26 protein-coding genes and 1 tRNA gene are annotated in these 25,454 nt (G+C 70.5%); 14 read left to right on the forward strand and 13 right to left on the reverse strand.

Annotation, left to right across the window (positions count from 1 at the left end; translation table 11 throughout):
* Positions 1 to 14 precede the first annotated feature (14 nt).
* On the forward strand, positions 15 to 1,532 hold the full coding sequence (locus tag ACZ6A9_RS10855; RefSeq protein ID WP_468982297.1) for a LacI family DNA-binding transcriptional regulator: 1,518 nt from the start codon (positions 15 to 17) through the stop codon (positions 1,530 to 1,532).
* Between the two features lie 151 nt (positions 1,533 to 1,683).
* On the opposite strand, the gene ACZ6A9_RS10860 is transcribed toward ACZ6A9_RS10855, so the two are convergent.
* Entirely contained in the window at positions 1,684 to 2,379 is a 696-nt protein-coding gene (locus ACZ6A9_RS10860; protein ID WP_234341938.1) for a hypothetical protein, read from the reverse strand.
* Positions 2,380 to 2,598: 219 nt separating this feature from the next.
* Between ACZ6A9_RS10860 and ACZ6A9_RS10865 the strand changes: the two genes are divergently transcribed.
* Positions 2,599 to 2,961, forward strand: coding sequence for a hypothetical protein (locus ACZ6A9_RS10865; protein WP_468982301.1), 363 nt, complete (start codon positions 2,599 to 2,601; stop codon positions 2,959 to 2,961).
* A 163-nt stretch (positions 2,962 to 3,124) separates the two neighbouring features.
* Here the strand turns inward: ACZ6A9_RS10865 and ACZ6A9_RS10870 are convergent, their stop codons facing one another.
* Positions 3,125 to 4,150, reverse strand: coding sequence for a helix-turn-helix domain-containing protein (locus ACZ6A9_RS10870; protein ID WP_416754681.1), 1,026 nt, complete (start codon positions 4,148 to 4,150; stop codon positions 3,125 to 3,127).
* Positions 4,151 to 4,307: 157 nt separating this feature from the next.
* Between ACZ6A9_RS10870 and ACZ6A9_RS10875 the strand changes: the two genes are divergently transcribed.
* The 3 genes from ACZ6A9_RS10875 to ACZ6A9_RS10885 are packed head-to-tail and all read left to right on the forward strand — an operon-like array spanning position 4,308 to position 6,898.
* Entirely contained in the window at positions 4,308 to 5,315 is a 1,008-nt protein-coding gene (locus ACZ6A9_RS10875) for a CBASS cGAMP-activated phospholipase (RefSeq protein WP_362105634.1), read from the forward strand.
* A gap of 1 nt (position 5,316) precedes the next feature.
* The gene (locus ACZ6A9_RS10880) at positions 5,317 to 6,453 is read left to right on the forward strand and encodes a cyclic GMP-AMP synthase DncV-like nucleotidyltransferase (protein WP_468982306.1); all 1,137 of its coding nucleotides are present in this window, start codon (positions 5,317 to 5,319) and stop codon (positions 6,451 to 6,453) included.
* Complete coding sequence (locus ACZ6A9_RS10885; protein ID WP_199826742.1) at positions 6,425 to 6,898, forward strand: type II CBASS E2 protein; 474 nt, start codon at positions 6,425 to 6,427, stop codon at positions 6,896 to 6,898. The genes ACZ6A9_RS10880 and ACZ6A9_RS10885 overlap by 29 nt, the downstream gene beginning before the upstream one ends.
* 130 nt (positions 6,899 to 7,028) lie before the next feature.
* Here ACZ6A9_RS10885 and ACZ6A9_RS10890 read toward each other — a convergent pair.
* The 3 genes from ACZ6A9_RS10890 to ACZ6A9_RS10900 form a co-directional block, all read right to left on the reverse strand.
* Positions 7,029 to 7,102 (reverse strand) — tRNA-Pro (locus tag ACZ6A9_RS10890).
* 48 nt (positions 7,103 to 7,150) lie between these two features.
* Positions 7,151 to 7,921 (reverse strand): Pr6Pr family membrane protein, encoded by a 771-nt coding sequence (locus ACZ6A9_RS10895; protein WP_468982310.1) that lies wholly within the window; start codon positions 7,919 to 7,921, stop codon positions 7,151 to 7,153.
* A 55-nt stretch (positions 7,922 to 7,976) separates the two neighbouring features.
* The gene (locus ACZ6A9_RS10900; RefSeq protein WP_468982312.1) at positions 7,977 to 8,924 is read right to left on the reverse strand and encodes a metallophosphoesterase; all 948 of its coding nucleotides are present in this window, start codon (positions 8,922 to 8,924) and stop codon (positions 7,977 to 7,979) included.
* A gap of 105 nt (positions 8,925 to 9,029) precedes the next feature.
* Between ACZ6A9_RS10900 and ACZ6A9_RS10905 the strand changes: the two genes are divergently transcribed.
* The gene (locus ACZ6A9_RS10905; RefSeq protein ID WP_228968613.1) at positions 9,030 to 9,494 is read left to right on the forward strand and encodes a GatB/YqeY domain-containing protein; all 465 of its coding nucleotides are present in this window, start codon (positions 9,030 to 9,032) and stop codon (positions 9,492 to 9,494) included.
* Between the two features lie 150 nt (positions 9,495 to 9,644).
* On the opposite strand, the gene ACZ6A9_RS10910 is transcribed toward ACZ6A9_RS10905, so the two are convergent.
* Entirely contained in the window at positions 9,645 to 11,933 is a 2,289-nt protein-coding gene (locus tag ACZ6A9_RS10910) for a transglycosylase domain-containing protein (protein ID WP_468982315.1), read from the reverse strand.
* A gap of 429 nt (positions 11,934 to 12,362) precedes the next feature.
* Between ACZ6A9_RS10910 and wblA the strand changes: the two genes are divergently transcribed.
* A complete protein-coding gene (gene wblA / locus ACZ6A9_RS10915; RefSeq protein ID WP_468982962.1) occupies positions 12,363 to 12,698 on the forward strand; it encodes a transcriptional regulator WblA in 336 nt (111 codons plus the stop codon).
* 96 nt (positions 12,699 to 12,794) lie between these two features.
* Here the strand turns inward: wblA and bagB are convergent, their stop codons facing one another.
* Together bagB and bagA are read right to left on the reverse strand one after the other, a co-directional pair.
* Complete coding sequence (bagB, locus tag ACZ6A9_RS10920; protein WP_468982318.1) at positions 12,795 to 14,198, reverse strand: ATPase BagB; 1,404 nt, start codon at positions 14,196 to 14,198, stop codon at positions 12,795 to 12,797.
* A gap of 100 nt (positions 14,199 to 14,298) precedes the next feature.
* Positions 14,299 to 15,276, reverse strand: coding sequence for an ATPase BagA (gene bagA / locus ACZ6A9_RS10925; protein WP_468982321.1), 978 nt, complete (start codon positions 15,274 to 15,276; stop codon positions 14,299 to 14,301).
* A 172-nt stretch (positions 15,277 to 15,448) separates the two neighbouring features.
* Between bagA and ACZ6A9_RS10930 the strand changes: the two genes are divergently transcribed.
* The 4 genes from ACZ6A9_RS10930 to ACZ6A9_RS10945 all read left to right on the forward strand — a co-directional run bounded on the left by ACZ6A9_RS10930 (position 15,449) and on the right by ACZ6A9_RS10945 (position 18,542).
* Entirely contained in the window at positions 15,449 to 15,610 is a 162-nt protein-coding gene (locus ACZ6A9_RS10930) for a DUF4177 domain-containing protein (RefSeq protein ID WP_003975360.1), read from the forward strand.
* On the forward strand, positions 15,607 to 16,074 hold the full coding sequence (locus tag ACZ6A9_RS10935) for a RidA family protein (protein ID WP_468982325.1): 468 nt from the start codon (positions 15,607 to 15,609) through the stop codon (positions 16,072 to 16,074). Before ACZ6A9_RS10930 ends, ACZ6A9_RS10935 begins: the two co-directional genes overlap by 4 nt.
* Before the next feature lie 759 nt (positions 16,075 to 16,833).
* Positions 16,834 to 17,715 carry an NUDIX hydrolase gene (locus ACZ6A9_RS10940; RefSeq protein WP_468982327.1) on the forward strand — a complete coding sequence of 294 codons (882 nt, stop codon included), beginning with the start codon at positions 16,834 to 16,836 and terminating at the stop codon, positions 17,713 to 17,715.
* Positions 17,712 to 18,542, forward strand: a complete 831-nt coding sequence (locus ACZ6A9_RS10945; RefSeq protein ID WP_468982329.1) for an MBL fold metallo-hydrolase — start codon at positions 17,712 to 17,714, stop codon at positions 18,540 to 18,542. The genes ACZ6A9_RS10940 and ACZ6A9_RS10945 overlap by 4 nt, the downstream gene beginning before the upstream one ends.
* 28 nt (positions 18,543 to 18,570) lie before the next feature.
* Here the strand turns inward: ACZ6A9_RS10945 and ACZ6A9_RS10950 are convergent, their stop codons facing one another.
* Positions 18,571 to 19,392 carry a nucleotidyltransferase domain-containing protein gene (locus ACZ6A9_RS10950; protein WP_468982331.1) on the reverse strand — a complete coding sequence of 274 codons (822 nt, stop codon included), beginning with the start codon at positions 19,390 to 19,392 and terminating at the stop codon, positions 18,571 to 18,573.
* A gap of 120 nt (positions 19,393 to 19,512) precedes the next feature.
* Complete coding sequence (locus tag ACZ6A9_RS10955; protein WP_004928297.1) at positions 19,513 to 20,187, reverse strand: Crp/Fnr family transcriptional regulator; 675 nt, start codon at positions 20,185 to 20,187, stop codon at positions 19,513 to 19,515.
* A 334-nt stretch (positions 20,188 to 20,521) separates the two neighbouring features.
* Between ACZ6A9_RS10955 and nth the strand changes: the two genes are divergently transcribed.
* The 3 genes from nth to ACZ6A9_RS10970 all read left to right on the forward strand — a co-directional run bounded on the left by nth (position 20,522) and on the right by ACZ6A9_RS10970 (position 23,654).
* The gene (gene nth / locus ACZ6A9_RS10960; protein ID WP_468982333.1) at positions 20,522 to 21,622 is read left to right on the forward strand and encodes an endonuclease III; all 1,101 of its coding nucleotides are present in this window, start codon (positions 20,522 to 20,524) and stop codon (positions 21,620 to 21,622) included.
* Between the two features lie 91 nt (positions 21,623 to 21,713).
* Positions 21,714 to 22,409 (forward strand): NUDIX hydrolase, encoded by a 696-nt coding sequence (locus tag ACZ6A9_RS10965; RefSeq protein ID WP_468982337.1) that lies wholly within the window; start codon positions 21,714 to 21,716, stop codon positions 22,407 to 22,409.
* Positions 22,410 to 22,454: 45 nt separating this feature from the next.
* A complete protein-coding gene (locus ACZ6A9_RS10970) occupies positions 22,455 to 23,654 on the forward strand; it encodes a MarP family serine protease (protein WP_468982339.1) in 1,200 nt (399 codons plus the stop codon).
* Between the two features lie 12 nt (positions 23,655 to 23,666).
* Here ACZ6A9_RS10970 and ACZ6A9_RS10975 read toward each other — a convergent pair whose 3' ends face one another.
* The 3 genes from ACZ6A9_RS10975 to ACZ6A9_RS10985 form a co-directional block, all read right to left on the reverse strand.
* Positions 23,667 to 23,849, reverse strand: coding sequence for a hypothetical protein (locus tag ACZ6A9_RS10975; protein ID WP_468982342.1), 183 nt, complete (start codon positions 23,847 to 23,849; stop codon positions 23,667 to 23,669).
* A gap of 138 nt (positions 23,850 to 23,987) precedes the next feature.
* On the reverse strand, positions 23,988 to 24,953 hold the full coding sequence (locus ACZ6A9_RS10980; RefSeq protein WP_468982346.1) for an alpha/beta fold hydrolase: 966 nt from the start codon (positions 24,951 to 24,953) through the stop codon (positions 23,988 to 23,990).
* Positions 24,950 to 25,438, reverse strand: a complete 489-nt coding sequence (locus ACZ6A9_RS10985) for a phage holin family protein (RefSeq protein ID WP_468982350.1) — start codon at positions 25,436 to 25,438, stop codon at positions 24,950 to 24,952. The genes ACZ6A9_RS10980 and ACZ6A9_RS10985 overlap by 4 nt, the downstream gene beginning before the upstream one ends.
* Positions 25,439 to 25,454: the final 16 nt, after the last annotated feature.

The following is a 25,454-nucleotide window of genomic DNA, read 5'->3' on the forward strand; positions in this document are numbered from 1 at the left end:
GGGGGCAGCGGGACTTGGGTTTCGCGGAGAAGCGAGGAAACTACTGGCGCGGCCGGTACAAGGTCGCGCCCGGCAAGCACAACACGGTCGTCGACAACAACGGCAAGGCGATCCGGTTCGCCACCAAGGGCGAGGCCAAACGGGCAGCGGCCGAGGCCGAGAACAAGTACCGTCGCGGCGACTGGCGCGACCCGGCCCTCGGCCAGGAGACCTTCGGCGAGTACGCGAACCGCTGGTACGAGGCCCAGGACCTGGCTGCCTCCACCATGCAGAACTACAAGCGACACATCGAGGAGCACCTCCTCCCCGAGTTCGAGGACAAGGCACTCGCCGGCATCCTGCGCACGGACGTCGACCTGTGGGAGAAGAAGGAGAAGGCCCTCTACGCGGCATCCAGCGTCAAGACCTGGCGCTCGACGCTTCACCTGATCTTCGAGGACGCGATCGACGAGGGCCTGATCACGTCCAACCCGGCCGCTCGGCGGCGCGGACGGGGTAAGCGCGCCGGCCGCTCCCGAGACCGTGGTCCGGAGAAGGTGGTCACCGACGCGCTCGGCATCCTGCTGACCGCCGAGCGCGCCGCCCTCCTCTCGGGCCGTGACGACGAGTTCGTCGCCGTGGTCCTCAAGAGCTACACCGGCATGCGCTGGGGCGAGATCGTCGGCCTGGAGACCGCGTTCGTCCGCCCTGGAGCCGTCCGGGTCGAGTGGCAGCTGTACGAACTCGACACAGGGGAGTTGGTGCGCTGCCCGCCGAAGGACGACAGCTACCGCACCATCGACTCGATGGACTGGCTGTCCGCGCTGGTCGCCAACCACATCGCCCGCACGAAGCCCAAGCCGTGCCCCTGCCACGGCAAGACCTACGTCTTCCGAGGGCAAGGTGCGGCGCGCACGGGCGGTCACCAGGGCGCGAAGCTTGTCGACGTCGCCCGTCGTGCCGGCGTTTCGACCGGCACGGTGTCCAACGTCCTCAACCACCCGGAACGGGTCACCGAGGCCACGCGAGAGAAGGTCGAGCAGGCCATCGCGGACCTCCGGTTCGTCCGGGGCGGCGTCGTACCGGAGCATGCCGCCCACTGGCGCAGGAACGGTTTCGCAACCTGGCTGTTCACGCCGGCGGTCTCCGGCTGGTACCCGAAAAAGGCGCCGCAGGAGCCACGGCCGGTGCCCTTGCTCGGCGAGCCGTGGCCTGGTGTCCCGGCTCGGGGGCGAGGTGCCACCGACCGGGCCGACACCTGCTGGCTCCCGATAGCCAAGGGACTCACGCCCCACGGCCTTCGCCACACCCACCGGACGATGATGGAGGACCTGGGAACCGAGAAGGTGCTCATGGACGAACGCATGGGCCACATCGACGGCTCGGTCTCGGCACGCTACGCCCACGTCACCCCGGGCATGCGGCAGCGCCTCAAGCTCGGGCTGACCGAGCAATGGGAGTCGGCGCTCGACGCCCGACTGGCGCTGTCTCCGGCGTCGCCGGTGCGCGTGCTCAACGATCTCCTACGCGCTCGCGCGGTCGCCGTTCGGTAGGTCTACGTTTGCCCCGTAGCGTGCCTGCGGTGCAGTGTCATTGCCGCTGGGAGCGGCTTCGGGTCCGGTACCTGCGTCTTACCTCTTGACCTTCCGGGCTCGCTGCCGGGATACATGGCATCGGCGCGGTGATCCCCGTCAAGGCTCGCCCTTATGAGCCGCTTCCTTGTAGTGCTAGCTGTGCGGCTGGACGGCAAGGGCGGCCTGCTAGGGCACAGCGCTGCTCGAAGTCCGGCGGCACCCAGCCACGGCTGAGCAGGCGTGGATGTGCGGGAAACGCGGTGATCGCGGCGAGCGCGAAGGCGAGCGATGCCCACGGTGTCTGCACACGAACGGTGGTATGAGCGCCGTGTGTGTTCACGAAACTCGTCTGGAAAACATCAGCAGCTACGAGTTCGATCGACCCCAACGCGCGCCATTCAAGGTCCAGTTCACAGGCGTGGTTGGCGAAGTGCAGCCTTTGAAGGGTAAGGGTCACTTCGCCGGCCCCGTCCAGTACCCACCGGGGCTGGGCATCGTGGGCTGCTTGGCGACGGCGAGCGGCATTGCCGATCGCATTCGCTGCGAGGGTTCCGAGCACCACTCCAGGGTTGCCGAAGGCGAAGACATCGTTGCGCCTGTAGCGTCCATTGCCGAGAGCCCGCCAGGTCAGACGCTGTCCAGGTCCAACAGCGACGGCCCGGTCGCCGTGATGCAGTCGCGCCGTCGTGGCTACAACCGGCCGTCGGGCCACTTGCCCTTCGAGAATGTCGGCGAGGATGTCGCAGGTGTGCCAGAGGTACTCGTCCAGCGGAGACCATAAAGGCTGACCGGAGATCTCTGGCGGCGGCGCAAAGGGGTTGACCACTGCTGCTCCAACCTCCCATCGAGGGCCAGGGGCATGATTCGCGATCAAGCCTACTCAGGCCGCTCTGGGGCGACCGCAGAATCGATAGACGGGGGAGGCGGTTCTGAGTCGATCGCGGTTGCTGCTCCTCGCTCCTGTACCGCCTCTAGCCGTACTGGGCCGGTGTCCGGCCGGTACGATGCGCAGGCTGGGCAGTGGCCACGCGATGGGGGAGGGACAATGAGGATCAAGGACCCGGAGTACCCGGCAGCGGTCGAAGCGGCCGTGGAGATCCTGCGCAAGCGAGCCAGGCAGGGACAGACCATCACGTACGGGGAGCTGAGCGCCAAATTGGCGGCACAGGGCTTCGACTCCATCCCGCCTCACCGCGGAGTCATGACCTACCTGCTCAAGGATGTCTGCCTTCATCGCAACGAAGACGGACGAGCACCGATGCTCTCGGCGATCGTGGTCAACAAGGCCAGCCGGGAGCCATCCGACCAGTTTTCCGACCTTGCCAGAAGCCTACCCTTCTCTCGGTCGGCGAACTGGAGCTGGCGGGACGAGCAACAGCAGGTATTCGCTCAGCATCGCGAGGAATGACGTCGGCCCTGGTCACTGGCTGAACCTCCCGCCGACCTCCAGCACCGTTGCCAGTGTCGTCGCCCAGAGCGAGCTCCAACGGTCGGCCGAGTTCGGGGCACGGGAGCACTCGAATTGGCCGAGAACCGGCGTACCCATGACCCCGGTCCACAACAACGGACCGCTATGCCGCTGACGAGACCTCGATACTCTCTACGATCCGCGGCGGCAGGACGGCACGTGCAGCGCCGCTTTCAGGGGAGGCGAGGTACTGCAAAAGCCCTACTGGCTGTTCCGGCCGGCCTAGGGGAACAGGTTCGACACGGCGCCACCCCCTGGCGGACGCCGCCTTGATCGCCGTCAAGTATGTGCTCTCGCTCATGCGGCCCAGCGTCCGTGCACGCATCAGCAGGGCAGCCAAAGACACCTGCCAACGTCGCTTCAGTTCGAAGAGGGTTGGCCACTCAACCGTAGTCGGCAGCTGGTCGTAAATGTCCTCGGCGGGCATGAGGAAGGCTGCCGCGAACTGGTGGGCCTGCGTCTCGACCTCTTTGACGCCCCAGATCTGCTCACCATGCAGTACGAGATGGGCCAGTTCGTGTGCGGCATCGAACCGGGATCGGGCGCGGTCGTCCTTGTCGGTGCCCAGAACGACGACAGGGTGGTCGGCGAAGGGTAGAGAGAAGGCATCGACGTCTGCGCTGTCGAGGGGAAGTCGGATCACGGCGACCCCATGTGCTTCCAGTAGCTCAACGACATTCCCGACCGGGCCCGAGGGAAGCTCCCATAGAGACCTGACGCGGGCGGCGGTCTGCTCGATCTCGGCTGCAGGGACGTCCAACCCGCTCACGGGAATCACGGGCACGTCGCTTGCGCAGAACCGCTGCGCGGCTGAGGCCCGGACGGCCAAGTCGTGTGCGACATGAGCGATCGCTCGGGCGCGGCGGCGGTCAACCACCGATGTTCGGCGCAGCGACCGGAAGAAGCCCTCGTGGCTCTCGGTCATCGCCTCGTGGAAAAACGCGGGGGGTACCGCGAGGATCTCGGCCAGAGTGCCGACGGACTCTGGGCTCGGGCGCGCCGCCCCGCTCTCGAACTGACTGATCGCGGCAGGTGTGAGGCCAGCCTCTCTGGCCAGCTGTGCCTGGGTCAGCCCGGCCAGCTCGCGGGCTGTTCGAAGTCGAGTGCGCTCGAACGCCTGCGTGCTCATCTCTCCCCTTGTCTGTCCTTGCTTGATCTCGGCCCCCACATCTTGGCGGATCGCGGAAGCCACGCACGCCCCAGGGGGCGCCACCGGCATAAGCACTACGATCTGAGTGTAGAAGGACGCGCGGAAAGTCGTGCTGTGATATTAAGTACTCTCGAAAGTGAAGATCCGGCTCGGTGGGCCGGATCTTCTGGGAGCCGTGGCGCCGGGGGCGGTTGAACTGACAGAGCGTTTCCAGATCTTGGCCTTGGACGGCGGCGGATTTCGCGGCATGTTCTCCGCAGCGGTCCTGGCCCGCTTGGAGGAAGATCTCGGCACCCGGATCGTCGATCACTTCGACCTGATCGCGGGCACCTCTACGGGTGGCATCATCGCGCTGGGTCTCGGCCTCGGGCTGTCGCCCCGGGAGATCCTCACCTTCTACACCGAGCACGGCCCGCGGATCTTCCGGGATCGCAGCCGGATGCGCGGTATCCGGCACCTGTTGCGGGCGAAGTACGGCTCCGAGCCCTTGAAGGCAGCGCTCACGGAGGTGTTCGGTGACCGAACCTTCGGGGAGAGCACGAAACGACTCGTGATCACCTCGTACAACGTCGCCGCCGATGATGTTTACCTGTTCCGGACCCCGCATCTGCCCACCCTGAAGCGGGACTGGCGCGAGAAGGCTGTGAACGTCGCACTATCCACCTCTGCCGCGCCGACCTACCTGCCCGGGATGCCGTTGGACGGAGCGCGCCTCATCGATGGCGGCGTGTGGGCGAACAACCCGACCATGGTCGCGCTCACCGAGGCGGTGGGGCCGCTTTCGGTTCCGCTCAATGCAATCCGGGTGTTCAGCCTGGGGACCACGATCGATGTCCGCAGCCGCCATCGCCGTTTGGACCGTGGCGGCATGCTCCCATGGGCTCGCGACGCCGTGGAGGTGCTTATGCGGGCACAGAGCGAGAGCGCCGCCAAACAGGTGAAGCACTTCGTCGGGAAGGCCAACGTGCTCCGCCTCAATCCGACGGTACCGACCGGCGCCGTCGCGCTGGACAAGGTCGACACCGAGACCCTCTATGGGCTCGCCGGCCATGTCAGCCGCGACGCTTCGCCCACCGTCCATCGCATGTTCTGCGATCACCGCGCTCCGGTGTTCGCGCCCTTCTACCCCGCACGTGAGGAATGACGTGGACTCGCTCGATGAGATGCTGTCGATGCTGCTCGATGGCGCGGTGGAGGTGCTCGACATCTCCCCCGAACTGCATGACAACGCTGTTGAACGCTACGAGGAGGTCGGCACCTGGCTTGCCGAGAACGGCAGCCCGGGGTGGCAGATTTATCCCCAGGGTTCCTTCCGCCTGGGCACCGTGGTGCGCCCAGGCACACCCGGTGGCGAGTACGACATCGACTTGGTCTGCCGCCTGCCCTTGCGCCCGGAGAGCACTACGCAAGAGCGGCTCAAGCAGCGGGTCGGCGATCAGCTGACTGCCTACCTTAAGTGGAAGCAGGACCGAGGCCACACCGACGGCCCGGAATCTATCGAGTCTCGCCGCCGCTGCTGGACCCTGGGATATCCGGGGTTCCACCTCGATGTCCTGCCCGCCATCCCGGACGAGGACCGCCCGCCCACCGGCATCCGCCTGACGGACAAGGATCTCTGGCAGTGGCAGCGCAGTAACCCCATCGGATACGCGGACTGGTTCCGGCGACGATCGGAGCTGTCCCGCCAGATTCTGGAGAAGCGACACGCCAACGTCGCGGACGTTCCCACCTGGCCAGTTCGCAGTCCGCTGCAGCGCGTCGTGCAGATCCTCAAGTGGCACTGCATGATCATGTTCGCGGAGGACATCGACAACCGGCCGCCGTCGATCCTCATCACCACGCTCGCCGGACACGCGTACAGCGGCGAGGATGATCTGTTCACTGCCGTGCGCAGCGTGCTTGACAACATGCTGACCTTCATCGAGAGCCGCGACGGCCAGTGGTGGGTGCCCAACCCGGCGCACAAGGCAGAGAACTTCACCGACAAGTGGAACGAGTACCCCGAGCGCCGGAAGGCTTTTCACGCCTGGTACGACGAGATCGCCACGACCGTGAGCGAACTCGCCGGCATGGAGACCAAGGGCCTGGACGCAGTCTTCGAGCGACTCGCAAAGTCCTTCGACCCCGCCCCCGTCCGCCGGTCCTACGAGCGCTACGCCGCCCGCGTGAGTGCATCCACCAACAACCGAATGGGCCCCACCGGACTGCTCTCCCCGACCACGGCTGGCCCCCGCAAGCTGAAGAACACCTTCTATGGCCAGCATTCCTCACCGCGCAATTAACCTCGGTCGGCAACTGGCCGCGATCAAGGCCGTCCTTCCCGAGGCTAAGGGAACGGTGCGGAGCGGTGAGCTCGTCTGCACGGTCTTCCTCCAACCCACCCCCGCCAGCAGGCGCTACACGGTACGGATCACCTACCGGCACCGACACCGACCGCGCGTGATGGTCATCGACCCGCCCCTGGCCCTGCACCCGCGTGCCACCGCCTTGCCGCATGTCTATGCAGGCGGCGACCTGTGCCTGCATCTGCCTGGGGAGTGGAAGGAGGACATGCTCCTTTCACGCACGATCCTGCCGTGGGCCTCGGAGTGGCTCCTGCACTACGAGGTGTGGCGGGTCGTGGGGCGCTGGACTGGCAGCGGCCACGACTATGCCGTGCCGCCGCCCGCTGAGCCCGACGATGGGGAGCAGCCGACCGTCGGGCGGCGTGAGCCGACCAGCTCCTGATCTCGAAGAGTGGCCGCCAGGGGAGCCGCATTCCGAAGTCGGCTCCCAAACGGCTCCCAAAACGGCCCCCGGAACCACTCAGGGGCCCGACCCGCTAAGCGGATCAGGCCCCTGACCTGGTACTTCACTGTCGGGGTGGCGGGATTTGAACCCACGACCTCTTCGTCCCGAACGAAGCGCGCTGCCAAGCTGCGCTACACCCCGATTGTCGCTGCTGTCGCGGCGACGACGTTTACTTTAGCCCACTGCTGGCTAGACACGAAATCCGGTTTTCGAGGGGCGGCGGACCGGGTTCGGGCGGGTGTGGTCCAGGGCTACGAGGAGGACGGCCAGGGCGTAGAAGGAGAGGCCGGTGAGGAGGGCGTTCGCGAGGACGCCCCGGTAGCCGTGCCGGGTGATGTCGAGGAAGGGGTAGAGGTAGCTGGTGGGGGAGCCGGGGAGGAGTTCGCCCCGGGCGAGGGTGAAGGCCAGGTAGGCCAGGGGGAAGGCGAGCCAGGTGGTGGCCTGGCGGAGGTGCATGCGGGCCGGCGGGGAGAGCAGGAGCCAGTCGAGCAGCGCGGCGATCGGGAGCACCGTGTGCAGGGTGTGGGCGGCCAGCGGGGCCGGCCAGGCCGGGTCGGTGTGCGCGGGCGTCATCGAGAAGGGCGGGGTGGCGTCCGCGAGGAGCAGGTGGTGGACCAGGGCCGCCATGACGACGTAGAGCAGGGCCGCTCCCGTGACGGCGCCCGGGAGGGGGTGGCGGGCGAGCCACGCGCGGCGGGCGGAGGCCAGCATGACCACGGCCAGCACGAGCGCGCTCTGGACGGCGAAGTAGCTCAGGACGCGGGCCGGGCTGCCGAGGAGGAGCAGGACCAGCACAGCGGCCGTCGCCAGCAGGGCCAGGAGGGTGCGGTACGCCGCCGCCACCGGGCGGCGTACCAGGGGTATGACGGCCCTGGCGGGGGCGGCGGACGACAGCAGCCGGGATGACCTGCGCGGCAGGGCGGGCAGGTCCGGTATGTCCCTGGGTATCGGGGCGGTCATGCACCCCAGCGTGAGCGGACGGGGGAGGTGCGGCGATGTGGGTGGGCCGGACGGGTTACCGCCGGCCGGTGCCGCCCTGGTCGCGGTCGACGAGGGTGAGCAGGGTCGCCTCCGGGGGGCACGCGAAGCGGACCGGGGTGTAGCGGCTGGTGCCGCAGCCGGCCGAGACGTAGAGGTAGGACGTGCGGCCGTCCGCCGTGTGGGTGGACAGGTCCTTCACGCGGTCCGTGTCCAGGTCGCAGTTGGTGACCAGGGCGCCGTAGAAGGGGATGCAGAGCTGGCCGCCGTGGGTGTGGCCGGCGAGGATCAGGGGGTAGCCGTCGGCGGTGAAGGAGTCCAGGACGCGCAGGTAGGGGGCGTGGACGACGCCCATGGAGAAGTCCGCCGCGTCCGAAGGGCCGCCCGCCACCTCGAGGTAGCGGTCGCGTTTGATGTGCGGGTCGTCCAGGCCGGTCAGCTCGATCGACGTGCCCTCGATCTTCAGGGTGCCCCTGGTGTTCGTCAGGTTCAGCCAGCCCGCGGAGTCGAACCCGTCCCGCAGGTCTTCCCAGGGGTTGTGGACCGCGCCGACCACCGGGGGGTTGCCGTTGAGGCCGTGCCGGCCCTGGAGCTTCTCGATCAGGTAGCGGCCGGGGTTGCGCAGGGTGGGGCCGTAGTAGTCGTTGGAGCCGAAGACGTACGCGCCCGGGAACTCCATGAGGGGGCCGAGCGCGTCGAGGACCTCGGGGACGCCCTCAGGGTCGGACAGGTTGTCGCCCGTGTTGATCACGAAGTCGGGGCGCAGGCCCGCCAGGGAGCGCAGCCAGCGCTGTTTCTTGCGCTGGCCGCCGACCATGTGGATGTCGGAGACGTGCAGCACGCGCAGGGGGCGCATCCCGGACGGCAGGACGGGGACGGTCACCCGTCGGAGGCGGAAGGAGCGGGCCTCGAAGCCCGCCGCGTACAGCAGCCCGGCAGCGCCGGCCGCCGTGATTCCGAGGGGGATTCCGTATCGCGCGCGCATGGGTCCATCGTGTCAGACCCCGAAGGGTTCCTCCGAACGCCCCTGATGCGCGGCGGGCGTTAAAAGAGCAGGCGTCCTCGCTCGCGCACCTGCGACAATCGAGTCATGACCACGCTCAAGTCGAAGCTGCACGCCGACCTCAACGCCGCGATCAAGGAGCGTGACGAGCTCCGCTCCTCGACGCTCCGGCTGACGCTCGCCGCGATCACCAAGGAGGAGGTCGCGGGCAAGGAGAAGCGCGAGCTCTCCGACGACGAGGTGCAGAAGGTGATCACCCGCGAGGCGAAGAAGCGCCGCGAGGCGGCGGAGGCCTTCGCGCAGGGCGGGCGCCCCGAGCAGTCGGAGCGGGAGAAGGCGGAGGGCGAGGTGCTGGCCGCGTACCTGCCCAAGCAGCTGTCCGACGAGGAGCTGGACGCGATCGTCTCCCAGGCGGTGGAGGAGGCGAAGGCCGCCGGCGCGGAGGGTCCGCGGGCCATGGGTGCCGTGATGAAGATCGTGAACCCGAAGGTCGCCGGGCAGGCGGAGGGCGGCCGGGTGGCGGCCGCGGTGAAGAAGCTGCTGGCCGGCTGAACCGACGGACCGGTCCCGCCGCGGGTACCGGGAGTGAAGCCCGGTACCGCGAGGACAGCGAGTAACGCGAGTACGACGTCGGACGGCCCCTGACCCCGTGTGTACGGGGCAGGGGCCGTCCGCGTGTGGGCGTGCGGGTCGCCGGGCCGGTCAGTCGCGTCCTCCGGGCCCGTTGCCCGGGCCCCGGACGAAGCCCTCGGGGATGGAGAAGGTCGGGTCCGGCTCGGTGCCCCCGTTGCCGCCCCCGCCGTTTCCGTTGCCGCCCCCGTCGCCGCCGCCGATCAGGCCGCCGATGAGGCCGCCGTCGCCGTTGTTGCCGTCGTCGCCGCGGTCGCCGTCCTCGTCGCCGCGGTCACGGTCGGGTTCCTTGGCGTCCGGGATGTTCACCAGGTTGAAGGACGGGGCCTCCTTGCCGGACAGGGCGCCGGTCATGGCGTCCTTCCAGATGGGGCCCGGGACCGCGCCACCGAAGACGAGGGGGTGGTACTGGCCGCCGATCCTGATGTCCTTCATCTGGACCTTCTGGCTGGCGCTGCCCACCCAGACGGCGCCCGACATGTTCGGCGTGTAGCCGACGAACCAGGCGTTCCTGCGCTCGTCCGTCGTACCCGTCTTGCCGGCGTTGGCGCGGTCGCTGAGCCCGGCCGCCTGACCCGTACCGGAGTCGACCACGCCCTGGAGCAGGGTGTTGATCGTGTCCGCGGTGTTCTCGCTCATCGCGCGGGAGCACGTCGACTTCGGCACCTCGAGCGACTCCCGCTGGTCGCCGATCTTCTGGGTGATCGACTCGATGGCGACCGGCGTGCAGTACATGCCCCGGGAGGCGAAGGCGGCGTAGGAGCTCGCCATCGTCAGGGGGGAGAGGCCGGTGGAGCCGAGGGTCATCGAGGAGGGGACCTCGGGGATCTTCTTGCCGTTGCCCTGGACCACGCCGAGCTTGTCGGTCATGGTGACCACCGGGCACATGCCGATGTCCTCGATCATCTGCACGAAGTAGGTGTTGACCGACAGGGCCATCGCTTCCTTGAGCGGGTACGGCCCCACCTCGGTCTCGTTCTCGTTCTCCAGCTTGTAGTTGGCGTCGTTCACCCACGGCTTCTCGCACCCGCGCACCGTCTTCGGGTACGGCATCTCGTACGGGGCGGAGTAGGTCTGGGTCGGGGGCCTGCCCTCCTCGATGGCCGCGGCGGCCACGAACGGCTTGAACGTCGAACCCGTCGGGAAGCCGAAGTTGGAGCCGCCCCAGGCGTTGTCGACCGAGAAGTTGATCTCCGTCTCGTTCTTGCCGTAGCCGTACGGCTTGGACTGGCCCATCGCGACGATCTTGCCGGTGCCGGGCTCGACCAGGGTGCTCGCCGCGGCGACGGAGTCGGACTGGTAGACGTGGTCCTTGAGGGACTTCTGCACCGACTCCTGCGCCTGCGGGTCGAGCGTGGTGCGGATGGTCAGGCCGCCCTGGTTCCAGATCTTCGCCCGGTCCTCCCGGGTCTTGCCGAAGACCGGGTCGTTGAGGAAGACCTTCTCCACGTACTTGCAGAAGAAGCCCGCGCCCTTGGTGGCCGTGATGCAGCCGTTCTTGGGCTTGCTGACGTCCAGGCCCAGCGGGCTCTCCGCGGCCTCGGCGGCCTGCTCCCGGGAGATGTCGCCGACCTCGGCCATCCGCTGGAGGACGGTGTTGCGGCGCTTCGTCGCCTCCGCCTCGTCGTTGACCGGGTCGTAGCGGCTCGGTGACTGGACCAGGCCGGCGAGGAGGGCGGACTCCTGGAGGTTGAGGTCCTTGGCGGGCTTGGAGAAGTAGCGCCGGGCGGCCGCCTCGACGCCGTAGGCCTGCTGGCCGAAGAAGGTGATGTTCAGGTAGTTCTCGAGGATCTTCTTCTTGCCCAGCTCCTCCTCGACCTGGATCGCGTACTTCAGTTCGGCGATCTTGCGGCCGATGGTCTGCTGGGTCGCCTGGGCGACCTTCGTCGGGTCGTCGCCCGCCTCCTCGACGAAGACGTTCTTCACGTACTGCTGGGTGAGCGTGGACGCGCCCTCGGAGACCTCACCGCTGCGCGCGTTCTTGTTGAGGGCGCGCAGGACGCCCTTCAGGTCCACCGCGCCGTGCTCGTAGAAGCGCGAGTCCTCGATGGCGACGATCGCCTTCTGCAGGTACGGCGAGATGTCCTTGAGCTCGACCACCGTGCGGTCGCGCGAGTAGACGGTGGCGATCGTGCCGCCGTCGGCGTCGAGGATGGTGGTGCGCTGGCTCAGCGGCGGGGTCTTGAGGTTGGCCGGGAGCTCGTCGAAGCTCTCGACCGATCCCTTGGCCGCGAGGCCCAGCGCGCCCACCGCGGGCAGCGCGATGCCGGCCATGACGGCTCCCGCGAGGACACTGACACCGAGGAACTTGGCGGCCTGCTGCGTGGGAGACAGACCACCGCCCGAGCGCTTCTTTGGCATGGGAGCAGCCTACGTTCTCATTCGCCGGACAAGCGTAAATGCCTTGGCCTAAGCTGCACTCGACTGTCACAGCAGTGAGGCCACGTATCAATACGTCCGGCGACCCCGAATCGTTCCGGATCTTCTCGGCTTTCTTCATATGAAGTGTGTCGAGGGGTGTTGAGCTCGTGTCCGTATCCGCCTCGTGTGTCATGAGGTGCCCGTTGTGGCGCAACTGAACTGACCCGGAACGCCCCCTATGTCGCGCATGTCGCCCCCTCACTCCCCCGGGTGATCTGCCGCTTACCCATAGTCCGTTCGGACCATTCAAGATTGGGCCCGCTGGGGGTGTTGCGCTGTGCCCACCTTCCGTAACGTCCTCAACTGGCGGCGGTGAATATGCCGCTGCCGCCGTGGGGGAGCCTCGATTCGGGAGAGGACGGCGCCGGTATGGGCTGGGTTACCGACTGGAGTGCGCAGGCTGCCTGCCGCACTACCGATCCGGATGAACTGTTCGTTCAAGGAGCAGCGCAGAACAGGGCCAAGGCGGTGTGCACCGGATGTCCGGTACGCACCGAATGCCTGGCCGACGCGCTGGACAACCGCGTCGAGTTCGGCGTGTGGGGAGGCATGACGGAGCGTGAGCGTCGCGCGCTGCTGCGCCGGCGGCCGACCGTGACGTCGTGGCGCAGGCTGCTGGAGACCGCGCGCTCGGAGTACGAGCGGGGGACGGGTGTCCTGCCCCTCGACGACGAGGTGTACGAGAGCTACGCGGCGGTGAGCTGAGGGCCTCGGGGCGCTCGGGCCCGGCCGTCCCGTCCAGGGCCCCGCCGGGTAGCCGCGGTTCCCCGCCAGGGACGCGGCAGGGCGCTCCAGGGTGCCTCAAGGCGTTTCGGGCAGCTCCTGCCGGTCGGTCGCGAGCCGGTCGCCGATGTCCCGCAGCCCCGTGAGGTCGTGCACATCGCCGGGCAGCGCGGCCACCTCGGTCACCGCCACCTCGGGGTGGAGCGCGGTGAAGCGGTCACGCGTGCGTTGCTCTCGCGAGAGGAGCTGCATGCGCTCGGCGTGCAGCCTCAGCAGGCCTGCGGTGAGCTGGTCGACGGACCCCTCCGGGTCCGCGGTGTCCGGGTCCACGGCTGCTTCCGTGCCGTCCGCGGTGGCGGGGGAGCCTTCCCCGGGGACGTCGTGGGCCGGTGCCCCGGCAGCCGCGGACGTCCCGGATGACGCGGACGGTTCTGAACTGCCGTACGTTTCAGGAGAGTTACGAAGTCCAGCTTTCCCGTCCTCCTGATCCACAATGCGGGAGTCCTCAAGATTTTCCGCGGCGGCGAGGGCCCGCTCCGCCGACAGCCGGTCCGCGCCGCTGCCATGGACCCGGTTGAGCACCAGACCGGCCAGCGGCATGTCCTCCGCGGCCAGCCGCTCCACGAAGTACGCGGCCTCGCGCAGCGCGTCCCGCTCCGGGGCCGCCACCACCAGGAACGCCGTGCCGGGCGCCTGGAGCAGCTTGTACGTGGCGTCCGCGCGCGTACGGAACCCGCCGAACATCGAGTCCATCGCGGCCACGAACGTCTGGACGTCCTTCAGCAGCTGGCCGCCCAGCACCTTGCCCAGGGCACCGGTCATCATCGACATCCCGACGTTCAGGAACTTCATCCCGGCGCGGCCGCCGACCTTCGCCGGGGCCAGCAGCACGCGGATGAGCTTGCCGTCGAGGAACGAACCGAGCCGCTTGGGCGCGTCCAGGAAGTCCAGCGCGGAACGGGAGGGCGGGGTGTCGACCACGATCAGGTCCCACTCGTCCCGCGACCGGAGCTGGCCCAGCTTCTCCATCGCCATGTACTCCTGCGTGCCCGCGAAGCCCGCCGAGAGCGACTGGTAGAAGGGGTTGCCCAGGATCGCGGCGGCCCGCTCCGGGTCCGCGTGCGCCTCGACGATCTCGTCGAAGGTGCGCTTCATGTCGAGCATCATCGCGTGCAGCTCGCCGCCCGCGGTGTCGTCGATGCCCTTCACCCGGCGCGGGGTGTTGTCGAGCGAGTCGATGCCCATGGACTGGGCGAGCCGGCGTGCCGGGTCGATGGTGAGGACCACCACCTTGCGTCCCCGCTCCGCCGCGCGCAGGCCCAGCGCTGCCGCGGTGGTCGTCTTGCCGACGCCGCCCGCACCGCAGCACACCACGATCCGGGTCGCCGGGTCGTCGATCAGCGGGTCGAGGTCGAGCGTGCGGGTGGGGGAGAGGTGGTGACGGGCCGGGTCGTGGGTCGCCGGTTCCGGACGACGGCTCATGACATCCCCTGCTTCCGGTGCTTGCGACGGGTGACGGGGCTGGTGCTCGGACGGGTGGGGCGGTGACGGCCGCGGCGGCGGGGCGGGCGGGCGCCGTGGGTCATGTGACGTCCTGTTCGCGCAGCTTCCTGGCCAGCGCGTACAGGCCGGCCAGGTCCATGCCCTCCGCGAGCAGCGGAAGTTCGTGCAACGGCACGCCGAGGTCCGCCAGCACGGCACGCTGCTCCGTCTCCAGCGCGTACCGCTCGGCGTACTCCTCCGCCTGCGCGAGCAACGGCTCCACCAGCCGCTCGGCGTGCCCGCCGCGCCGCGCGCCGCCGAGGCCGGCGGACGACAGGGACCGCGCGACAGAGGAACGAGGCACCGACGCCACGAGTTCCAGCGCGGAGTCGTCCAGGACCTGCGGCCGCACCATGTTCACGATCACCCTGCCCACCGGCAGCCGCGCGGCGCGCAGCTCCGCGATGCCGTCCGCGGTCTCCTGGACGGGCATCTCCTCCAGCAGGGCCACCAGGTGCACGGCCGTCTCCGGCGACTTCAGCACCCGCATGACGGCCTGCGCCTGATTGTGTATCGGCCCGATCTTGGCGAGCCCGGCGACCTCGTCGTTGACGTTGAGGAAGCGGGTGATGCGGCCCGTCGGCGGTGCGTCCATCACGACGTAGTCGTAGACGAACCGGCCGTTCTTGTCCTTGCGCCGGACCGCCTCGCACGCCTTGCCGGTCAGCAGGACGTCACGGACGCCGGGGGCGATGGTGGTCGCGAAGTCGATCGCGCCGAGCTTCTTCAGGGCCCGGCCCGCGCTGCCCAGTTTGTAGAACATCTGGAGGTAGTCCAGGAGGGCCTGCTCGGCGTCGATGGCGAGGGCGAACACCTCCCCGCCGCCCGGAGCGACCGCGATCTTCCGCTCCTCGTATGGCAACGCCTCCGTCTCGAAGAGTTGTGCGATGCCCTGCCGGCCCTCGACCTCGACGAGGAGCGTCCGCTTCCCCTCCGTGGCCAGGGCCAGCGCGAGGGCGGCGGCCACCGTGGTCTTGCCGGTTCCGCCCTTGCCACTGACGACCTGGAGCCTGCTCACGCCTTCGAGCCTAAAGGCTTCCCGCGCGCCCCGTCGGCTCCGGGTGGCAGTTGCCGGGAGTCGCGCCCCGCGGGCAGGGCGGCCGCGCGGTCGTCGGCGGGGCGTGCGCGGGGGGCACGCGGTGGTGGTGCGGCCACCGGGAGCCGGGACGGCAGCGGCTAGAGTCGGCCGCATGACCAAGTGGGAATACGCGACTGTGCCGCTGCTCGTCCACGCAACGAAGCAGATTCTGGACACCTGGGGCGAGGACGGATGGGAGCTCGTCCAGGTCGTCCCCGGGCCGAACAACCCCGAGCAGCTGGTGGCCTACCTGAAGCGCGAGAAGCAGGCATGAGCGCCGTCGAGGCGAAACTGGCCGAGCTCGGCCTGACCCTGCCGGAGGTCGTGCCTCCTCTCGCCGCGTACCAGCCGGCCGTGCGGTCGGGGCAGTACGTCTTCACCGCCGGCCAGCTCCCCATGGTGGACGGCAAGCTCCCGATGACCGGCAAGGTCGGCGCGGAGGTCACCCCGGAGGAGGCCAAGGAGCTGGCGCGCACCTGCGCGCTGAACGCCCTCGCCGCGGTCAAGTCCGTCGCCGGGGACCTGGACCGGGTGGCGCGTGTGGTGAAGGTCGTGGGTTTCGTGGCCTCCGCGGCGGACTTCACCGGCCAGCCCGGCGTCCTCAACGGCGCGAGCGAACTGCTGGGCGAGGTCCTCGGCGACAAGGGCGTCCACGCCCGCAGCGCGGTGGGTGTCGCGGTGCTGCCGCTGGACGCGCCGGTGGAGGTCGAGATCCAGGTGGAACTGACGCAGGCGTAGCCCCGGCGAGCGAGGGTGGTGGCGGTCGCGGGCACGCGGGCGCCACCCCGCCCTGCCGCGGGTGCGGCTCCCCCCGACGGGCGGCGGGTGGGCGCTTCGGCCCGGATCCGCCTTCCCCGCACTGACGCGTCCGGGCGGACAGACCCCGGGGTGCGCTCCCCGCGGCGCGAGGGGACGGTGCCCGCCGGTGTGTGACGTACCGCACGGACCCGGCTCGGCCTCTCTCCGCGCCGCCGTGCTGTGTCGCCGCCCGCGCGCCGGCGAGCCCGGCGGCCGTGACGGCGGCGGAGCCGTCGTCGGCGGACACTCCCCGGACGTACTGGCCCGGGCGGCCCGGTGCCCGCCGGATCGGGAGGCTGCGGGCCTGCCCGGCAGCAGGCGGTGGGCGAGCCGTGCACCCGGCGACGCGGCCGGAGACGGCCGCGTGCGGCACGGTGGTGCCGGACTCACCACCCACCCGCGACGCGGCCGGCCGGGGGCCGACCGTCGTCCCGGACACGGATCGTGAGGCTGCTCCCGTAGTACGGGGACGTCGGGTGCCCTGTCCCGCCCGCTGTTCGAACGGGCGGTCCGGTCCGCGGGCCTACGCGACGGCACGCGCGGTGGCCTCCGGAGACTCGCGAGCGCGGGCCGCCGAGCCTCCCGCCCGTGGCCCGGGCGCGCACGACCCTCCCCGCCCGTGGCCCGGGCGCGCACGACCCTCCCCGCCCGTCCCCACGGGCACTCGAACATCCGGGCGTCACCAGATAGCCTCCGGCCATGGCGAATGCGCAGGCTGATGGGCAGTGGTACCCGCCGGAATGGCCGGAGCGGATCCGGGCGCTCACGGACGGCACCCTCACGCCGGTCACGCCGAAGCGGGCGGCCACCGTCATGCTCCTCAAGGACACCGGCGACGGTCCCGTCGTGCACATGCTGCGACGGCGTACGTCCATGGCCTTCGCGGGCGGCGCGTACGCCTACCCCGGCGGAGGTGTCGACCCGCGCGACGACGACCGGCACGTCCGCTGGGCGGGCCCGGCGCGGGCGTGGTGGGCCGACCGGCTCGGCGTCGACGAGGCGGGCGCCCAGGCGGTCGTCTGCGCGGCCGTACGGGAGACGTACGAGGAGGCCGGAGTGCTGCTCGCCGGGCCCACCCCCGATTCCGTGGTCGGCGACACGACCGGCGAGGACTGGGAGGCGGACCGGGCCGCGCTCGTCGCGCGGGAGACGTCCTTCGCGGAGTTCCTCGACCGCCGCGGGCTGGTCCTGCGCTCCGACCTGCTGGGCGCCTGGACCCGCTGGATCACCCCCGAGTTCGAGGCCCGCCGCTACGACACCTGGTTCTTCGCCGCCAAGCTCCCCGAGGGCCAGCGCACCCGCAACGCCTCCACGGAGGCCGACCGCACGGTGTGGATCACCCCGCGCGCCGCGGCCGCCGGGTACGACCGGGGCGAACTGCTGATGATGCCCCCGACCATCGCCACCCTGCGCCAGCTCGCGGTGCACGGCACGGCAGCGGAGGCGCTCGACGCGGCGCCCGCACGGGACCTCACGCCGATACGCGCCACCGCGCGCCTGGTCGACGGCGAGATCGTCCTCACCTGGCCGGGGCACGACGAGTTCACCAAGCACATCCCGACCGGGGGAGCCCCCGCATGACGGACGCGAACACGCTGCCGGGACAACCGCGGGGAGGTGTCCTCTCCGGCCCCGCCACCGCGCGTGCCGTCAACGTGCTCGCGCCCAACCCGTCGGCGATGACCCTGGACGGCACCAACACCTGGATCCTGTCGGAACCGGACTCCGACCTGGCGGTCGTGGTCGACCCGGGGCCCCTCGACGACGGGCACCTGCGGCACGTCATCGGCACGGCCGAGCAGGCCGGCAAGCGGGTCGCCCTCACCCTGCTGACCCACGGTCACCCCGACCACGCCGAGGGCGCCGGCCGTTTCGCCGAACTGACCGGCACGAAGGTGCGGGCCCTGGACCCGGCGCTGCGGCTCGGTGACGAAGGGCTGGCCGCCGGGAACGTCATCACCGTCGGCGGCCTCGAGCTGAGGGTCGTCCCGACCCCCGGCCACACCGCCGACTCCCTGTGCTTCCACCTTCCGGCGGACCGGGCGGTGCTCACCGGCGACACCATCCTGGGCCGCGGAACCACCGTCGTGGCCCACCCCGACGGGCGGCTCGGGGACTACCTGGACACGCTGCGCCGGCTCAGGTCGCTCACGGTCGACGACGGCGTCCACACCGTCCTGCCCGGCCACGGGCCCGTCCTGGAGGACGCCCAGGGAGCCGTGGAGTACTACCTCGCCCACCGCGCGCACCGCCTCGCCCAGGTCGAGACGGCCGTCGAGGACGGACACCGCACCCCGTCCGAGGTCGTCGCCCACGTCTACGCCGACGTCGACCGCCTGCTGTGGCCCGCCGCGGAACTGTCGGTACGCGCGCAGCTGGAGTACCTGCGGGAGCACGGCATCATCTGAACGCCGGGTGAGGGCCGGGGCGTGCCGGTCAGTCCGGCCGGGGGGCCTTCACGCCGTGCACGCGCGCGTACTCGCCGGCGAGCCACGGGCCCAGATCGTCGACGTAGGAGGCGAGGACGGCGGGGTCGCCGGCCGGCTCGCGCCCGAGGGCCGCCGCCGCCCGCATCCGGGCCGCCCGCTGCGGGTAGTACGCGCCGAACGCCTCGGCCATCTCGGTCAGATCGCTGGTCCAGCCGTTCCAGCGGGGCATCACCAGGGTGAAACCGGTGCGGACGAGGTGATGGGACATGAAGCGTACGAGGGGCCGCCGCGCCTCCTCACCGCCGCCGGCCGCGGCGATCCGCTCACGCCAGCGGGGGAGGATCAGCGCCAGGTCGCCGTTGGTCTCGCGGGCGAGCAGGGAGTCCGGCCGGTAGCGGGGGAGGAACCCGGCGAGGTCCTCACCGGCCAGCGGCGTGCACAGGCAGGCGACGAACCACCCCAGGTCGTGTCGCTCCGGCTCGCTCAGCAGCCGCTCCCGTGAGTACAGCAGGGTGCCGACGCCGTCGACCTGCGGGTACGCGCCGTCCAGCCGCTCCTCCACCGCCCGCACGGCGTCCCGGTCGCGGGCGGTCGGCTCGCCGTGCAGGGAGACCAGGAGGTCGAGGTCGCTGCGGCCCGTCCGCGCGGTGCCGCGCGGGACGGAACCGTAGAGGTACGCGCCGTTCAGCCGTGCCCCGAAGGCGGCGGTGAGCCGCTCCCGCGCGGCGGCCACGACCGGCCGGAAGGCGTGCGGCACCCGTGCGAGGGAGCCCTCACGCCTGATGTGTCCCCGCGCGTCCAGTCCCGGTCGGTGCACCGTCTCGGCCATGGGGATCACTGTGCCGCGCGGGGGACGTCCGGGGCAGGTGGTTTTCCGAGGGGCACCGAGACACGGCGGAGCCCCGCTCCCGGCAGGGAACGGGGCTCCGCCGTACGGCCGTGCGGGCGGTCAGCGGGAGCGCTTCGCGAGGCGCTCGACGTCCAGCAGGATCACCGCGCGGGCCTCCAGGCGGAGCCAGCCGCGCTGGGCGAAGTCCGCCAGTGCCTTGTTGACCGTCTCGCGGGACGCGCCGACCAGCTGGGCCAGCTCCTCCTGCGTGAGGTCGTGCACCACGTGGATGCCCTCCTCGGACTGCACGCCGAAGCGGCGCGACAGGTCCAGCAGGGCACGCGCGACACGGCCCGGGACGTCCGAGAAGACCAGGTCCGACATGGCGTCGTTGGTCTTGCGCAGCCGGCGTGCGACCGCGCGCAGCAGCGCGGTGGCGACCTCGGGGCGGGCACTCAGCCAGGGCGTGAGGTCGCCGTGGCCCAGCGCGAGCAGCTTGACCTCGGTCAGCGCCGTGGCGGTCGCGGTGCGCGGGCCCGGGTCGAACAGGGACAGCTCACCGATCAGCTCGCCCGGGCCGACCACGGCGAGCATGTTCTCGCGGCCGTCGGGGGACGTGCGGTGCAGCTTGACCTTGCCCTCGGTCACCACGTACAGGCGGTCTCCGGGGTCGCCCTCGTGGAACAGGGAATCGCCCCGTGCCAGGGTCACCTCGCTCATGGAGGCGCGAAGCTCCGCGGCCTGCTCGTCATCGAGCGCCGCGAAAAGCGGGTTCCGCCGCAGAACGTCGTCCACGAGTTCTCTCCTTGTCGACCTGCTCAGGGGATCTTCTTCCCCACGTACCAGGGGACCGTGGTGCCCATTTTGCCGGACGGTCCAAACAGTGTGATCTGTCACAAGGATGCCGTACAGGCCGGTCGGGGTATGCGGCAGGGGTCCAATTGGGCGCCGGACCGCAGGGACCGGGGCGGATGTCCGTGCCGGGTCGTAGGCTGGCCGGGTGTCCAAATCGCCGGTGAGAGCACAGGCCGAGGAGGCTGCGCGAGTGGGTGTACGTCGCGATTCCGCTGTGGGCGAACAGGTCTCCGATGGCGGTAGGAAATCGGCGAAAGCGGCGAAGGGGTCGCCGTTGGAGGAGACGTCCGCGGACGCGAAGCGCACGCCCGCGAAGCGCACGCCCGCGAAGACGGCCGCCCCGTCGGCGAAGGCCGCCGCGCCCGCGAAGAGGACGGCCTCGTCGGCGAAGAAGGCCGCCACCCCTGCGAAGAGGTCGGCCCCCGCGAAGAAGTCCGCCCCCGCCAAGAGGACCGCCGCCGCCAGGAAGACCACCGCCCCCGCCAAGAAGGTCGCCGCCATCAAGAAGGCCCCGTCCCCCAGGAGGCAGGTCGTCGCGCCCATGAAGGCGACCGCTGCCGTGAAGGCCGCCCCGGCCAAGGCCGTGGTGAAACCGGCCGGGGACGAGTCGCGCACCGCGCTGGTCCGCCGGGCACGCCGGATCAACCGTGCGCTCGCCGAGGTGTACCCGTACGCCCATCCGGAGCTGGACTTCGAGAACCCCTTCCAACTCGTCGTCGCCACGGTGCTTTCGGCCCAGACCACCGACCTGCGGGTCAACCAGACGACGCCCGCCCTCTTCGCGAAGTACCCCACCCCCGAGGACCTGGCCGCGGCCAACCCCGAGGAGGTGGAGGAGATCCTGCGCCCCACCGGTTTCTTCCGGGCCAAGACCAAGTCGGTGATCGGGCTCTCGAAGGCGCTCGCGGAGGACTTCGGCGGCGAGGTGCCCGGCCGGCTGGAGGACCTCGTGAAGCTGCCCGGCGTGGGCCGCAAGACCGCCTTCGTCGTGCTGGGCAACGCCTTCGGGCGCCCCGGCATCACCGTGGACACCCACTTCCAGCGCCTGGTGCGCCGCTGGCGGTGGACCGCCGAGACCGACCCCGACAAGATCGAGGCGGCCGTCGGCGCGCTCTTCCCCAAGAGCGACTGGACGGACCTGTCCCACCACGTGATCTGGCACGGCCGCCGCATCTGCCACGCCCGCAAGCCCGCCTGCGGCGCCTGCCCCATCGCGGCCCTCTGCCCGGCGTACGGGGAGGGCGAGACGGACCCGGAGAAGGCGGAGAAACTGCTGAAGTACGAGAAGGGCGGCCTCCCCGGCCAGCGTCTGAAGCCCCCGCAGGCCTACCTCGACGCCGGCGGCAGGCCCGCCCCGCCGCTGGGGGCCGGATGACGGAGCGGCACACGGGGAGGCGGCCCGCGGAACGATCTCAGGGCCGCCGGGCGTTGAATCCGTGGGACGCGGCCGGACGAGGGGGGTGGCGATGAGGCGGACGAGCGGTACCCAGGGCGATTCGGTGACGCTCAGCCAGGAGGGGCTGCCCGGCTGGCTGGAGCCGGTGGCCCGCGCGGCGGAGACGGTCGCGCCCCGGCAGCTGAGCCGCTTCCTGCCCCCCGAGGACGGCGCGGGACGGCAGTCGGCCGTCCTCGTCCTCTTCGGTGACGGAGCGCGCGGCCCTGAGCTGCTCCTCATGGAGCGGGCGACCTCGCTGCGCTCCCACGCGGGGCAGCCGTCGTTCCCCGGTGGCGCCCTCGACCCGGAGGACGGGGACCCCCAGGGCGACGGACCCCTGCGGGCCGCCCTGCGCGAGGCCGAGGAGGAGACCGGACTCGATCCCACCGGCGTGCAGCTCTTCAGTGTGCTGCCGAAGCTCTACATCCCGGTCAGCGGCTTCGTCGTCACCCCCGTGCTGGGCTGGTGGCGGGTCCCCAGCCCGGTGGACGTGGTCGATCCGAACGAGACCGCGCGGGTGTTCACCGTGCCCGTGGCGGATCTCACCCACCCGGACAACCGTGCGACCACGGTCCACCCCAGCGGCTTCCAGGGCCCGGCATTCCTGGTCGAATCGGCCCTCGTGTGGGGGTTCACCGCGGGCGTCATCGACCGGCTGCTGCACTTCTCCGGGTGGGAGCGGCCCTGGGATCGGAACAAGCGGGTCCCCCTGGACTGGGGGTCATGACAGGCTGGGCCCCGTACCGGGGACGACGAGGCGAGGCTTGAAGCGGTGAACGTGCTGGACATCCTGTTGCTGCTCGCCGCCGTGTGGTTCGCGGTCGTCGGCTACCGGCAGGGCTTCGTCGTCGGCATCCTGTCGGTGATCGGTTTCCTCGGCGGCGGCCTCGCCGCCGTGTACGTCCTGCCCGTGATCTGGGACGCCCTGACCGACGACGCGGAGGTCGGCACCACCGCCGCCGTCATAGCCGTCGTCGTCGTCATAGTCTGCGCCTCCGTCGGCCAGGCCCTGACCACCCATCTGGGCAACAAGCTGCGCCGCTACATCTCCTGGTCCCCGGCCCGCGCGCTCGACGCCACCGGCGGGGCGCTGGTCAACGTCGTCGCGATGCTGCTGGTCGCCTGGCTCGTCGGCTCCGCCCTCGCCGGTACGACACTGTCCACCCTGGGCAAGGAGGTCCGCGGTTCCAAGGTGCTGCTGGGCGTCTCCCGCGTGCTGCCCGACCGGGCCGACACCTGGTTCGCCGACTTCTCCTCCATCCTCGCGCAGAACGGTTTCCCGCAGGTCTTCAGCCCGTTCGCGAACGAGCCGATCAACGACGTACGGCCGCCGGACCCGGCCCTGGTGAACAGTCCCGTGGCGACGCGCGCGCAGCGCTCCATCGTCAAGGTCATGGGGACCGCGGAGAGTTGCGCCAAGGTCCTGGAGGGGACCGGGTTCGTCTTCGCCGACCGCCGGGTGATGACCAACGCCCATGTCGTGGGCGGCGTCGACGACCCGACCGTGCAGCTGGGCGGCGAGGGCAGGAAGTACGACGCGAAGGTCGTCCTCTACGACTGGGAGCGCGACATCGCCGTCCTCGACGTCCCCGACATGAAGGCACCGGCACTGAAGTTCGCGTCCGGGGACGCGAGCAGCGGTGACGGCGCCATCGTCGCCGGCTTCCCCGAGAACGGCGCGTACGACGTCCGGGCCGCGCGCGTACGCGGCCGCATCACCGCCAACGGCGCGGACATCTACCACCGCGGCACGGTCCGGCGGGACGTGTACTCCCTGTACGCGAACGTCCGTCAGGGCAACTCCGGCGGCCCGCTGTTGAGCACCGACGGCACGGTCTACGGCGTGGTCTTCGCCAAGTCGCGGGACAACGCCGAGACGGGGTACGCCCTCACCGTGGACGAGATCCAGGAGGACATCGCCAAGGGGCGTACCGCGAACCGTGAGGTGGACAGCGACAGCTGCGCGCTGTGAGGTGAGGAGGCGTCAGCCGCGCGGGTGACGCAGACGTACGGACACCCAGCGGGCCCGGCGGCGGAGGATACGCGGGATTCCCACCCTGAGGTCCGTTGCCGCCATCTGTGGTGCACCGCCTTGCTGGTGGGAGCTCACACCGCCCGCCGAGCGGCGATTGCGGGTTGCGTCACTGTAATCGTGCGTCCAGCCCATACCCCGACGTTTGCCCCCGACCCATGGTCGGTAACCGCTTTGCGGGCGGCCAATTGGCCTATGCGTGAGGCAAGTGGCGTTCGTCGGACAAGCGTTCAGGGTGGGCGGCCGGAAGCGCTACCGCGTGCGTCCCTTCGGTCACCGGTCGGGTTCGGGATCCTTCAGCCAGTTGATCAGTTCCGAGCTGAAGGCGACCGGGTCCTCCTCGTGCGGGAAGTGTCCCAGCCCGTCGAACAGCCGCCAGCGGTAGGGCGCCTCGACGTACTGACCGGAGCCCGCCGCGACGCGGGTGCGGACGACCGGATCCAGCGAGCCGTGCAGGTGCAGCGTCGGCACCCGCACCGGGCGCTTCATCCTCCGGTTGAACTGGAAGCCGTCAGGGCGTGCCAGGGAGCGCACCATCCAGCGGTACGGCTCGATCGAGCAGTGCGCCGTGGAAGGGATGCACATGGCCCGCCGGTAGTTCTCCAGCGCCTTCTCGTCCGGCAGCCGGGGCCCGGACCACTCCTGGATCAGCTTCGCCACCAGCGCCCCGTCGTCCGCGGTGAGCTGCCGCTCCGGGATCCAGGGCCGCTGGAACCCCCAGATGTGCGACAAGGCGGCCGACTGCCTGGCGTCGGAGAGCATCGCCGACCGCCACTGCCGCGGATGCGGCATGGAGGCGACCGCCAGCCGCCGCACGAGCTTGGGGCGCATCGCCGCCGCCGTCCACGCCAGGTACCCGCCCAGGTCGTGGCCGACCAGCGCGGCGTCCGGCTCGCCGAGGGAGCGGATCACCCCGGTGACGTCCAGCGCGAGGTTGGCCGGGTCGTAGCCGCGCGGTGTGCGGTCGCTGCCGCCCACCCCCCGCAGGTCCATGGCGACGGCCCGGAACCCGGCGTCGGCGAGCGCCGTGAGCTGGTGCCGCCAGGTCCACCAGAACTGGGGGAAACCGTGCAGCAGCAGCACCAGCGGGCCGTCGCCCAGCTCCGCGATGTGGAAGCGGGCGCCGTTGGCCGCGACGTCCCGGTGGATGAGCCCCGGGCCGTCGGGGATGTCGAGGCGTACGGCCGAAGCGGGTTGCGCCGAAGGGGATTGCCCCGAAGGGACGAAGGAGCCCGTCATGAGGACGAGCGTGCCACAGCCTCGATCGCGTGGGGGACCCGGTCCTGCGGCAGGGCGGGACGCGGGTGCGGCTTGGCGTTCTGCAGCACGCCCGCCGTCTCCTTCACCGAGGCGGCGACCTTCTGCGGCCCGCGGCCCTTCTTGGCCTTCTTGGCGAAGGTGACGCCGATCAGCGCGAGGACGCCGGCGATCAGCACGTTCGCCGCGAAGGACAGCAGGAAGCAGAGCGCCAGGTTCCAGTCGCTCCAGGTGTGGATGCCGTAGGCGAGGGCGAAGTTCAGCATCGGCAGGGAGAACAGCAGCACCACGCCGGCCGCCGTGAACGCCCCGCCGCTGGTCGCGCCCCGCTTGACGTCCTGCCTGAGCTGCGCCTTGGCCAGCGCGATCTCGTCGTGCACCAGCGCCGACATGTCAGCCGTCGCCGAGGCGAACAACTGGCCGATGCTGCGTTCGGCGCCGACCGGGCTGCCGTCGGGTGCGCTCATCGCGGTCTCCCTCTCC

This window comes from Streptomyces sp. NPDC041124 (assembly GCF_055592385.1).